At 40.8% G+C, this 12,209-nt stretch carries 10 protein-coding genes, 2 rRNA genes and 1 pseudogene (1 of these 13 only partly in view); 2 read left to right on the top strand and 11 right to left on the bottom strand.

Annotation, left to right across the window (positions count from 1 at the left end; all coding sequences use genetic code 11):
- Positions 1-10: 10 nt before the first annotated feature.
- The 8 genes and pseudogenes from coaBC to TTE_RS07250 form a co-directional block, all read right to left on the bottom strand.
- Positions 11-1,210, bottom strand: a complete 1,200-nt coding sequence (gene coaBC / locus TTE_RS07215) for a bifunctional phosphopantothenoylcysteine decarboxylase/phosphopantothenate--cysteine ligase CoaBC (protein ID WP_041587166.1) — start codon at positions 1,208-1,210, stop codon at positions 11-13.
- 7 nt (positions 1,211-1,217) lie between these two features.
- Positions 1,218-1,430, bottom strand: a complete 213-nt coding sequence (rpoZ, locus tag TTE_RS07220; protein ID WP_011025767.1) for a DNA-directed RNA polymerase subunit omega — start codon at positions 1,428-1,430, stop codon at positions 1,218-1,220.
- Positions 1,427-2,047 (bottom strand): guanylate kinase, encoded by a 621-nt coding sequence (gmk, locus tag TTE_RS07225; RefSeq protein ID WP_011025768.1) that lies wholly within the window; start codon positions 2,045-2,047, stop codon positions 1,427-1,429. The genes rpoZ and gmk overlap by 4 nt, the downstream gene beginning before the upstream one ends.
- Before the next feature lie 12 nt (positions 2,048-2,059).
- Positions 2,060-2,355, bottom strand: a pseudogene (gene remA / locus TTE_RS07230) (extracellular matrix/biofilm regulator RemA).
- A 12-nt stretch (positions 2,356-2,367) separates the two neighbouring features.
- Positions 2,368-3,240 carry a YicC/YloC family endoribonuclease gene (locus TTE_RS07235; RefSeq protein WP_011025769.1) on the bottom strand — a complete coding sequence of 291 codons (873 nt, stop codon included), beginning with the start codon at positions 3,238-3,240 and terminating at the stop codon, positions 2,368-2,370.
- A 48-nt stretch (positions 3,241-3,288) separates the two neighbouring features.
- Positions 3,289-4,113 carry a diaminopimelate epimerase gene (dapF, locus tag TTE_RS07240; protein ID WP_011025770.1) on the bottom strand — a complete coding sequence of 275 codons (825 nt, stop codon included), beginning with the start codon at positions 4,111-4,113 and terminating at the stop codon, positions 3,289-3,291.
- Positions 4,114-4,203: 90 nt separating this feature from the next.
- Positions 4,204-5,334 (bottom strand): MFS transporter, encoded by a 1,131-nt coding sequence (locus TTE_RS07245; protein ID WP_011025771.1) that lies wholly within the window; start codon positions 5,332-5,334, stop codon positions 4,204-4,206.
- Positions 5,334-5,873 (bottom strand): Chromate resistance protein ChrB, encoded by a 540-nt coding sequence (locus tag TTE_RS07250; protein WP_011025772.1) that lies wholly within the window; start codon positions 5,871-5,873, stop codon positions 5,334-5,336. The genes TTE_RS07245 and TTE_RS07250 overlap by 1 nt, the downstream gene beginning before the upstream one ends.
- A 123-nt stretch (positions 5,874-5,996) precedes the next feature.
- On the opposite strand from TTE_RS07250, the gene TTE_RS07255 reads away from it, so the two are divergent.
- Positions 5,997-7,709 carry an Rqc2 family fibronectin-binding protein gene (locus tag TTE_RS07255; protein ID WP_011025773.1) on the top strand — a complete coding sequence of 571 codons (1,713 nt, stop codon included), beginning with the start codon at positions 5,997-5,999 and terminating at the stop codon, positions 7,707-7,709.
- A 2-nt stretch (positions 7,710-7,711) separates the two neighbouring features.
- Here the strand turns inward: TTE_RS07255 and thpR are convergent, their stop codons facing one another.
- Positions 7,712-8,260: an RNA 2',3'-cyclic phosphodiesterase gene (gene thpR / locus TTE_RS07260; protein WP_011025774.1), complete on the bottom strand. Its 549-nt coding sequence runs from the start codon at positions 8,258-8,260 to the stop codon at positions 7,712-7,714.
- A 203-nt stretch (positions 8,261-8,463) separates the two neighbouring features.
- Here thpR and TTE_RS07265 point away from each other — a divergent pair, with 203 nt between their 5' ends.
- Positions 8,464-9,867, top strand: a complete 1,404-nt coding sequence (locus TTE_RS07265) for an ISLre2-like element ISTte3 family transposase (protein ID WP_011024560.1) — start codon at positions 8,464-8,466, stop codon at positions 9,865-9,867.
- Between the two features lie 118 nt (positions 9,868-9,985).
- Here the strand turns inward: TTE_RS07265 and rrf are convergent.
- Together rrf and TTE_RS07275 are read right to left on the bottom strand one after the other, a co-directional pair.
- Positions 9,986-10,094: ribosomal RNA gene (gene rrf / locus TTE_RS07270) — 5S ribosomal RNA — on the bottom strand.
- Positions 10,095-10,126: 32 nt separating this feature from the next.
- Positions 10,127-12,209 (bottom strand): 23S ribosomal RNA (locus TTE_RS07275) (it continues 836 nt past the right edge of the window).

Below are 12,209 nucleotides of genomic sequence, written 5' to 3' on the forward strand. Positions count from 1 at the left end.
CGAAAAAGGCTCACAACAACTTTGCTATCTCATCTAAAATGACATGAGCTGCTTCCCTTTTCGTCATCATCGGATACTCCTTCACTTCAAGGTCTTTGTTGATAACTTTTATTATGTTCGTGTCCACTTCAAAGCCTGCTCCTTCTTGAGAAACGTCATTTGCCACTATTAAATCCATATTTTTCTCTTTTAACTTCTTCTTAGCATAGTCTATCAGATTTTCAGTTTCAGCTGCAAAGCCGACTGAAATTTTATTTCCCTTCTTTTGTCCTACTTCATACATTATGTCTGGATTTTTTACAAGCTCAATCACCATAGTTTCTTCATCTTTTTTTATTTTTTCCTTTTTTACCTCTTTAGGCCTATAGTCAGCAACAGCAGCTGCTCCAACTATTATGTCAGCTTCCTCAAGGTGCATCATCACAGCGTTGTACATATCAGCAGCTGTTTCAACAGGAATAAATGTAACTCCCTTAGGAATATCTATGTGAGTAGGTCCAGACACGAGCACTACACGAGCTCCTCTTTCCACAAAAGCCTTGGCAATCTCATACCCCATTTTCCCCGAGGAGCGGTTTGTAATGTATCTAACCGGATCGAGGGGCTCTCTCGTAGGACCCGCTGTTATCAAAACTTTCTTACCTTCAAAGTCTTTCTCTTTTTCTCTGTACAAAAGGTCTAGTATGGCTTTTTCAATTTCTTCCACATCAGCCAGTTTCCCTGCCCCGTATGTCCCACAGGCAAGTCTGCCTGCTGCTGGTTCAACAAAAATAAACCCGATCTCTTTTAAAGTCTTAATATTCCTTTGAGTTAAAGGATTTGTGTACATGTTGGTATTCATAGCCGGAGCAATTAGAACTGGGCTTTTTGTTGCAAGTAAAGTGGTGGTCAGCATGTCATCTGCAATTCCATGAGCAATCTTTGCAATTATATTAGCAGTTGCTGGAACTATAGCGAAAAGGTCCGCTTTTTCTGCAAGAGAGATATGCTCAATCTCCCAATACTTCCTATCTGTAAACATATCTACAGTTACTTTATTGTGGGTTAAGGCTTCAAAAGTCAAAGGATTTATAAAATTTGTAGCTTCTTTAGTCATAATGACATCTACATTTATATCCTTTTTTACAAGCCTCGAGGTGAGGTCCGCAGCTTTATATGCTGCTATACCTCCTGTAACACCTAGCACCACATTTTTCTTGTTATTCATCATAACACCTCTATTTTATTCCATACTTTTGAGGTCTTTCATAAGTGATGAGTCCCCTGTACACTTCCTCCGTAGCAATTGTGACAGGTTTATCAGAGTCTATATCTACCAGCTTCTTGTCCCCGGCCACCAGCTGCCTTGCCCTTTTTGCAACCAGAGCGCACAAAGTGTACTTGCTATCCACTTTTTCCATTAAATCCACAATGGACGGATACAAAATCATACGGATTCCTCCCTTATCTTTAGGTACAGGTCTTTATTTCTGTCCACACGGCACTTCTCCGCTATAATTATAGCACGAATTTTTTCTACTGCTCTATCCACATCGTCATTTATCACTACATAATTGTACTTGGACACGTAATTAAGTTCTTCATAGGCACTTTTAAATCTCTTTATTATTTCCTCTTCACTTTCAGTGCCTCTTTTCTTTATCCTGTTCCTCAATTCTTCCATAGAAGGAGGGAGAATGAAGATAAAGACTCCTTCAGGAAATTTTTCCTTTACCTTAAGCGCCCCTTGAATGTCAATTTCTAAAACAACATCATTTCCTTCTTCTAAATTCTTTAAAACAAATTCTTTCGGAGTGCCGTAGTAATGGTCATAAACTTTTGCCCATTCCAAAAAGGCGTCCTCTTCAATCATCCTTTTGAACTCTTCTTCTGACTTGAAAAAGTAGTTTTTACCATCAACTTCTCCTGCCCGCGGCTGACGCGTAGTAGCAGATATGCTCAATTTTAAATCTTTTTCTTTTTCTATTAAGGCTTTGCAGATGGTGCCTTTTCCTGCCCCAGAAGGACCAGATATTACTATTAAAAGCCCTTGCTTTTTTATTGACAAATTCAATTCCCCCTACTCTTCTCCCTCTTCTTCTTCCTCTTCTTCTTCAAACTCGTCTTCTATAATTTCCTTAGAAGTCAGCCTATTTGCAACAGTCTCTGGCTGAACTGCTGAAAGGATAATGTGGTCGCTGTCGGTTATAATGACTGCCTGGTCCTTCTTCCGTATGTAGCATCGATTAACATTCCCCTATTTTTTGCCTCCTGTATTATTCTCTTTATAGGAGCAGATTCTGGGCTTACAATTGCTACTAATCGGTTAGCCGATATTATGTTGCCAAATCCTATATTTATCAATTTAATCGACATACTCCTTCCTCCCTACTCTATATTTTGAACTTGTTCTCTAATTTTTTCAATCTCATCTTTCAAATCGATAACTTTGCTGGAAATCCTGTAGTCTATTGCCTTGGAAGCTATTGTGTTAGCTTCCCTGTTCATCTCCTGCAGTATAAAATCTAATTTTTTACCGATAGGTCCCTCCTCATTAAGGGATGACCTAAACTGACTAATATGGCTTTTCAACCTCGTAATCTCTTCCGCAATACAGGACTTATCGGCAATTAACGCCACTTCCATAGAGATTCTTACTGGGTCCACCTCCACTCCCAACTCCTTTATCCTCTGTTCAAGCTTTTTTCTGTAGTCTTCCACCATCACCAGACTTAAACCTTCTATTTCACCTACAATTTCTGAGACTTTTTCTATCCTCTTCGTCACATCATCGTATAATTTTATACCTTCTTTTAACCTCATGTCAATCAGTTTACCTATAGCATCATCTAAAGCAATCCTTAAAATTTCCCAGACTTCCTCCAAATTAACTTCTTCATTTTCTAATTTTATTACCTCTGGAAGGTCAATCAAATCGCTTACAGTTATAGAACCTTCCAAATCAAATTTTGCTTTTACTTCAGAAAAAGTCTTTAAATATTCTTCTAATAATGGCTCGTCAATTTTTATAAAGCTTAAAGTCTTATCGTATACGTCAAAACTTATACTTAAATCTACCCTCCCCCTTTTTATCTTTTCTGATACAAACTCTCTCACTCTTTCCTCCAAACCGCTCAACAGTCTATTAAGCTTTATGTTTACGTCTAAAAACCTGTGGTTTAATGACCTTATCTCGACTGAAATTTCATATCCTCTATCTCGAATGTCGCTTCGTCCATACCCCGTCATGCTCTTTATCATCAAAACCACCTTTTTCTTATTATAGTCAAATTTCAAACAACGTAAAACTCAAATTTCAATTTCTCCCCTGAAGACTTCTTCTACTTCTCCGCTTAAATAGATGCTGTTGTCCTCTTTCCATTCAACAAGCAGCACTCCTGCCTTAAAATGCACATTTACACTTCTTCTTGTCCTTCCTAATAAAGATGAGACAACAGCAGAAGCCGAAGCCCCGCTTCCACACGCCAGAGTGAGCCCTACTCCCCTCTCCCAAGTCCTTACAGATATATTTTCCTCATCCTCTACCTTGACAAAGTCCACATTCGTCCCCTCGGGGAAAAGGGAGCTTTTTTCAATTTTGGGTCCCAGCTCTTTCATAAAACTTTCCTCAAAAGAGCTGACAAACAAAATTGTGTGAGGCACTCCTACTCTGACAGATGACAATCTATAGGTTTTGCCATCTATCTTAACTGGCTCATCTATGAATTTCTGTTTTTCGCTCTTTACGGGTATTTTACTGCTTTCAAAAATAGGACTTCCCATGTAGACTTTCACACTCTTTATTTTGCCATTTTCTACAAACAGTTCTGGCATTATTACGCCTGCCAGAGTTTCTACAGTCATCTTCTGTTTAGAGACTATGCCTTTCTCGTAGACGTACTTCGCAAAACATCTAGAACCATTTCCGCACATTTCAGCTTCGCTTCCATCCGCATTAAAAATCCTCATTTTGATATCAGCAATATGTGAAGGCTCCACCACTAAAAGCCCATCTGCCCCTATGCCAAAGTGCCTGTCACAGAGTTTAACAGCTAGTTCGCTGTAATCAACCCCCTCTACTGCTTCAATCACTATGAAGTCATTGCCCAAACCGTGCATTTTAGTAAATCTCACTTTAATACCACTCCTTCTAATCTTCAAAGATATTATAACATAAAAAAGGTCAATTTGGTTAGATATTTTAAGAAAAATTGAGGAAAGCGGTCATAAAACAATTAAAAGACCGATAGAAGCCAAAATTCCTAAAATTCCGCCGAAATAGAAAGGTGCACTGGCTCCAAAGGTATCCCACAGTAATCCCGCGATAAAAGATGCAGGCAAAAGGCCAATACCTGTTAAAGTGGCATGAAGCCCTATTACAGTTCCCCTCAAATGATCTGGAGAAATTTCTGCCACCAGAGCTTTTTCAACTCCTTCTGTTAAGGCCATATAGAGCCCGTAGACAGAAAACAACCACCACATGGCAGATTTAAACCCAAACCATCCAAATCCTAGGTATACCAAACCGTAAAATAAATATCCGAGTATAAGAAGTTTTTTTCTGCCTATCCTATCCGAAAGCCTCCCCGCAGGGTAGGAAAAAACCATGTAAACTACATTATACAGAAGATACAAAAGAATCACATCAGCATCGTTAAACCCTACATTTTTAGCCCTCAAGAGCAAAAACTGATTTGAAGAATTCCCTAAAGCAAAGATAAATATCACTATAAGAAAAAGTTGTAACCTCTTATCTAAAACTCCCCACGAAAAGGATATCCTCTTTGAAGTTTCTTTCCTTTTTGAACTCTCTCTTGCAAAGAATAAAACCATAACTCCTAAAAGAGCAGGAATAATAGACAATAAGAATACCAATTTATAATCTCCTTTGTAGGTGGTAATAAAATAGTACGCTAGTATAATCCCTATGGTAGCTCCTAGAGTGTCCAGTGCCCTGTGAAGGCCATAAGCTCTCCCTATATTTTTGTTATCCACAGTCTCTGCGATCAACGCATCCCTTGGGGCAGTTCTTATTCCTTTACCAAACCTGTCTAAAGTCCTTCCCCAAAACACCCATCCCCAAGAAGAAGCAAAATACAAAAAAGCTTTTCCAACAGTAGAAAAAGAGTAGCCCATTATAGCAAGAGGCTTTCTTTTTCCTACCCTGTCAGATATGTACCCCGAAAACACTTTGAGAAGACTGGCGACGCTTTCTGCAACCCCTTCTATAAAACCCACTATAGCAGGACTTGCTCCAAGTTTTGAGGTCAAATAAAGAGGAATCAACGGATACACCATCTCTGTAGAAATATCCGTTAAAAGGCTTGTCAGTCCAAGGATTATCACATTAAACATTAAAATTCCTCCTCTTCTTTGTTCTTTTCATATACCATTGCAGAAAACTTTTCGAACTCCTCACTTGCCTTTTTTAAAAGCTCTTCTGCTTTTACTCTCATTTCACAATTGAAAACATCTCTTTCTGCTACTTTTTTAAACCACCTGTAAAGCTTACTGAGTTCATCTTCATTTTCTTCTAATTCTGCAAAAGTGAAGTTCTTTCTGCTTACCTCTTTTTCGATTTCTTTGAAAAACTCCTCGCACTGCTCAATTACTTCGCTGTATTCCTCCCTCCTCTGCCTGTTAAACTGTTCAATTAAATCCTTTTCAACTTCCTCCTCAAGGGCTACCACTTCAAAGGATTTAAAATCACCACCAAATCCTTTTACCTCTTTTTTTAAATCCTCTACTTCTTTTAAAAACTTTTCCATATAAGGCACAATGCAAACAGACTGCTGCAAATACAAAGCGCCGATTCTTTTTACTTTTCTCCATATAGTGACTCTAGCAGTAGAAGAATCACTAGGCACTTTATATACAAAGAGAAGCCATTTCATCGCAAAAGCCTCCCGCTTTTCATTTATTTTAATTGTAACAGCTGTTACAATTAAAGTCAATATTGTACAATTTCTTTTTGTAAGTTATACTCTAAGTGTAGACGAAAAACTGGAGGTATGCCTATGGCATTTGATGGAGTAACTTTACATGCAATAGTAAAAGAGCTCAAAAAGGAAATTGAGGGAGGCAGAATTGAAAAAATCTATCAGCCTGAAAAAGAAGACTTGATTTTTACAATCCGGTCAAAAGGCAAAAACTATAAACTCCTATTATCTGCCAATGCCAATTACCCTAGAATTCACCTTACAAAAGAAGATAGAGAAAACCCCCTAGAACCTCCTATGTTTTGTATGCTTTTAAGAAAACACCTCCAAAACGGAAGAATAGCGGAAATAAGGCAAGTGGAATTTGATAGAATAGTAGAAATTGATATAGAAACAAAAGATGAACTTCAAAACCAAGCGATCAAAACGCTAGTCGTTGAAATAATGGGAAGGCATAGCAATGTGATACTAATAGATAAGGCAAGCCAAACAATCCTTGACAGCATAAAAAGGGTTTATCCCGATATGAGCAAGGTAAGAGAAGTGTTGCCCGGCAAAAAATACACCTATCCTCCCTTGCAGCAAAAATTGAGTTTAAAAGACCTCACTTATGAATCTTTTAAAGAAGCCTTGTTGCGTCAAAAAACAAAGAAAATAGAAAAGGCTTTAGTGGAAATATTGCAGGGCTTCAGCACCACGCTAAGTAGTGAAGTTTCTTTTCAGTGCAGTATTTCAGATTCATTTGTAGAAACTTTGGGAGAAGAAAAAATTGAACAAATTTATCAGAAAGTAAGAGATATATATGAAAAAGTCTATAATTTAGAAGTTAAGCCCTGTGTCGTTTTTTTAGAAGACAAAGTAGCTGATTTTTCTTGTATTGAACTCACTCAGTACAAGAAAAGACTTCTATTTGACACAGTAAATGAAGCTGCTGATAAGTTTTTCTTTGAAAAAATAAAATCGGCAAATTTTCAAATGAAATCCTCTGACCTGAAAAAAATTGTACAAAATATTCTGGAAAAGCTTTATGTCAAATTAAATAAGTTGCAGGAAGAATTAGCTGAAGCGGATAAGGCAGAAATTTACAAATTATACGGTGAGCTTCTTACTGTAAACCTGCATTCCATCAAGAAAGGATTAGAGAAATTTGGAACTATTAATTATTACACTGGTGAAGAAATAGAAATCCCGCTGGACAAAAGGCTTTCTCCTTCTCAAAATGCTCAAATGTACTACAAAAAGTACAACAAACTGAAAAACGCTTTTAACACAATTAAAAAACAAATTTCTGAGACATTAGAAGAGATAAACTACTTAGAGGGGCAGCTCATTAACATAGAAAATTCTACAACTCTTGAGGAGTTAGAGGAAATAAAAAATGAACTGATAGAAGAAGGATATATACACAAACATCAAAAGAAAAAAGTAGCATCTCATTCTCTTTCTCAGCCACTTCATATAGTATCCTCTGAAGGTTTTGACATATATGTAGGTAAAAACAATAGACAAAATGATTATTTAACCTTAAAGTTGGCCAATCCAAACGACATATGGCTTCACACAAAAGACATCCCAGGAGCACATGTACTGATAAAGACTAACAATAGAGAAGTCCCTGAGAATACTCTAATTGAAGCAGCAAAATTAGCAGCAAAATACAGCAAAGCAAAATACTCTTCCAATGTTCCAGTGGATTATACCTTAAAAAAGTATGTAAAAAAACCCCCAGGTTCAAAACCGGGGTTTGTAATTTACACTAACCACAAAACCATCTACGTAAATCCTGAGTGAGCTCATTTAAGGGGCACAGTGAAAACTGGTATGTATTTTCTTTTGCCCTCAATAACAGCGCTTTCATAAAGAGATATCTCCTTTACAGGGATATCCTTTTTTTCTATTTGGCTGAAAAGCTTATTTGCCTCTTCAATTCCAATTTTTAGCTTAATATCTCTCGCTATGGTAATGTGAGAAGTGAATTTTCTTTCTTCTTTGGGAAAACCAATCTTGTAAAGCTCATCTTCTATATTAGCATGCAAAACATTTAAAGGTTTACTTTCCTCAGTTCCTAACCATAAAACCCTGATATTTTTGTTTCCTTTAAAAAAACCCACTTCTGAAAAACGGAGATAGAAAGGCTTTATTCCTTTTGTTGCTTTTTTTACTGCTTCTTCTATTTGAGGGACAATCTCTGGTTGTATTTCTCCCAAAAATTTCAATGTAATGTGAAAATTTTCTTTATTAGTCCACTTTCCTTCTACAGTGTATTCTCTAAGCATAGACTGAAATTCGTAGATTTTCTCTATTATTTCTGTTTGCATCCCTATTCCAATAAATGCTCTCATTTCCCTCTATCCTTCCTTTAAAGTTATTATTTCCCAGGAAATTTGCTCGGATGTCACTCTATAATTATACCATAAAAAGAAAAGAGGTAATTTGGCTTTCATAGTGTAAAATTATCGTAGGATTTTTAAAGTGAAAAAACAAGAGACAACCCCTGTGATAAAATAGATTGTGGAAAACAAAAAACACGAAAGGGGTGTCTCTTGTGAAAAAACATATTTTTGAGGATATTATACTACAAAATGCTCTAAATTTCACTAGGGAAATGATGAATGTTTTTGAGGATTTATTAAAGAATGGAATGAATATTACAGAGCTTGTAGCAAGGATAAAAGAACTTACGGACAAACTAGGTAGAGAGGCAATAGAAGCAATTATTGAGGAGTTAGATAGGATAATAAAAGAAGACAAGAGAAGGAAAGAAAAATGGGTAGTAGAGAGGAAAGATAAAAAGAGATTAACGACAGTCCTTGGGGATATTGAATATGAGAGGACATATTACAAATCAAGGGAGGATGGTAGATATACATATTTAGTGGATGATGCATTAGAGATAGGACGGCACGAGAGGATAGAAAAGGGAGTAAAAATAAAGTTAGTAGAAAATGCGATAGAAGAATCATACGAGAAAAGTAGCGAGAAAGCATGTCCAGAGAAAATAAGTAAACAGACGGTATTAAACGCAATAAGGGAAATAGGAGAAGTAGAGGTGAAGAGAGAAATAAAAGAGAAGAAGGAAGTAAGGGTTTTATACATAGAAGCAGATGAAGACCATGTACCTTTACAAGATGGCAGCAGTGAAACACCGCGATTGATATACATACATGAAGGTAGGGAAGAGAAAAACGGAAGGAACGTACTGAAGAATGTGTATTACAAGGCATACGTAGGAGAGAAAGCAGAAGACATATGGATAGATGTAGCGAATTACATAGAAGAAAATTACAAGGAAGAGAAGATAGAGAAGATATACATAGCAGGAGATGGAGCACCATGGATAAAAGAGGGATTAGAATGGATAGTAAAATCAAGGTTTGTGTTAGACAGATATCATTTAAACAAATACGTATTAAAAGCAACATCAAAAGAGCCAAAGTATAGGGATAAGATATGGAGAGCAATAAATGAAGGGGATAAAGAAGGAGTGAAGAAAATATTTGGTGAGTTAATAAAGATAGCAAAAGAAGAGAAAGAAAAAGAAAAGATAAAGGAAGCGAAGAGATACATACTAAACAATTGGGAAGGGATAAAGATATACAGTGAAGACGAAGATGTAATAGGGTGCAGTGCAGAAGGGCATATAAGCCATGTATTTTCTGCAAGACTTAGCAGGAATCCATTAGGGTGGAGCAGAGAAGGATTAAAGTTAATGGCGAAATTAAGGGTATTTAGCAAGAATGGAGGAGACTTAAGAGAAGTAGAGTGGGGCAAGAAAAAGAATATAAATGCAGGAAGTTACAAATTAACAGAGAAGCAAATAAAAGAGGCAGTAAGGAGAGTTAAAACGTCTACAAATGAAAAAATAAACAATATTACGGTTTTGAATATAGGGAAAGTAACGCCAATATATAGGGTTTTAAGAGCATTAAAATATGCACAAGTTATATAAAGAACATGATAAAACGAAGCCCTGAATTAATTAAGTTTCAGGGGTTGTCTTAAAAAAATCCTACAGTATCTTGACACTATCTTTGGCTTTCACCAAATTACCTCTTTTCTTAAAATCTTTCCGGCAGCGTCCTACTCTCCCGCTTACGCAGTACCATCGGCGCTGGAGGGCTTAACTTCCGTGTTCGGAATGGGAACGGGTGTTTCCCCTCCCCTATCGCCACCGGAAATCTGGACCTTCAAAACTGCACAAAGCCTTCAGGGTCAAGTCCTCGGCTTATTAGTACCGGTCAGCTAAGAGCGTTTCCGCTCTTACACCCCCGGCCTATCTACCTCGTCTTCTTCGAGGTGCCTTACCCTCTTACGAGGTGGGAGACCTTATCTTGGGGTGGGCTTCACGCTTAGATGCTTTCAGCGTTTATCCCATACGAGCTTGGCTACCCAGCTGTGCACCTGGCGGTGCAACTGGTACACCATCGGCTCGTCCGCCCCGGTCCTCTCGTACTAGGGGCAGCTCCCCTCAAGTCTCCTGCGCCCGCGACGGATAGGGACCGAACTGTCTCACGACGTTCTGAACCCAGCTCACGTACCGCTTTAATGGGCGAACAGCCCAACCCTTGGGACCTTCTTCAGCCCCAGGATGCGATGAGCCGACATCGAGGTGCCAAACCTCCCCGTCGATGTGGACTCTTGGGGGAGATCAGCCTGTTATCCCCGGGGTAGCTTTTATCCGTTGAGCGACGGCACTCCCACTCGCTACCGTCGGATCACTAGGCCCGACTTTCGTCCCTGCTCGACCCGTCGGTCTCACAGTCAAGCCCCCTTCTGCCCTTGCACTCGACGCGCGATTTCCGTCCGCGCTGAGGGGACCTTTGGGCGCCTCCGTTACCTTTTAGGAGGCGACCGCCCCAGTCAAACTGCCCACCTGCCATTGTCCCTACGCCGGATAACGGCTATAGGTTAGGACCCCAGTAGTCCCAGGGTGGTATCCCACCGGCGACTCCAGTGACGCTGGCGCGCCACCTTCTCAGTCTCCCACCTATCCTGTACAGGAACTACCAGGACCCAGTGACAGGCTACAGTAAAGCTCCACGGGGTCTTTCCGTCCAATCGCGGGTAGCTCGCATCTTCACGAGCACTACAACTTCGCCGGGCCCCTCCTCGAGACAGCGCCCAAGTCGTTACGCCTTTCGTGCAGGTCGGAACTTACCCGACAAGGAATTTCGCTACCTTAGGACCGTTATAGTTACGGCCGCCGTTCACTGGGGCTTCGGTTCAGGGCTTTCACCCTTCCCCTTAACCTTCCAGCACCGGGCAGGCGTCAGCCCCTATACTTCGCCTTTCGGCTTAGCAGAGACCTGTGTTTTTGGTAAACAGTCGCTTGGGCCTCTTCTCTGCGGCCTTCTCAAGCCTAGAGCAATAAACTCTAAGCCTGAGGGAGGCACCCCTTCTCCCGAAGTTACGGGGTCAATTTGCCGAGTTCCTTAAGGAGGGTTCTCCCGCTCGCCTGTGGATTCTCTCCTCGCCTACCTGTGTCGGTTTGCGGTACGGGCACCTCAGGCCTCGGTAGCGGCTTTTCTTGGCAGCTGCCTCGGCGGCTTCGCCTTGCGGCTCCCCTTCCCAGCCCCCTGCCAGCACGCGGATTTGCCTACGTGCCCTTCGGTGGCTGGTTGGACGCGCTCTACCAACCGCGCGCTCCGCCTACCTCGCTGCGTCCCCGCTTCCCTCAAGCGGCCCTCGGTGGTACCGGAATATCAACCGGTTTCCCATCGCCTACGCCTTCCGGCCTCGGCTTAGGCCCCGACTTACCCTGGGCGGATTACCCTTCCCCAGGAAACCTTAGGCTTCCGGCGGCAAGGTTTCTCACCTTGCTCTCGCTACTCATGCCGGCATTCTCACTACTGCGCAGTCCAGCCTCGCTTACGCTCAGCCTTCTGCCCGCGCAGTACGCTCCCCTACCCCGCGCTTACGCGCAGCCCCAGCTTCGGTGGCATGTTTGAGCCCCGTTCATTTTCGGCGCAGGACCTCTCGACCGGTGAGCTGTTACGCACTCTTTAAATGTATGGCTGCTTCTAAGCCAACATCCCGGTTGTCTTCGAAGTCCCACTTCCTTTCCCACTTAACATGCCCTTCGGGACCTTAGCTGGGGGTCTGGGCTGTTCCCCTCTCGACCACGGATCTTATCACTCGTGGTCTGACTCCCAGGTACTTGCCTGTGGCATTCGGAGTTTGATAGGGTTCGGTAGCCTCTCGGCCCCTAGCCCAGTCAGTGGCTCTACCTCCACAGGCTTTACCCTGAGGCTAGCCCTAAAGCTATTTCGGGGAGAACCAGCTATCTCCGTG

It is taken from the genome of Caldanaerobacter subterraneus subsp. tengcongensis MB4 (genome assembly GCF_000007085.1).
Lineage (GTDB): Bacteria > Bacillota > Thermoanaerobacteria > Thermoanaerobacterales > Thermoanaerobacteraceae > Thermoanaerobacter > Thermoanaerobacter subterraneus.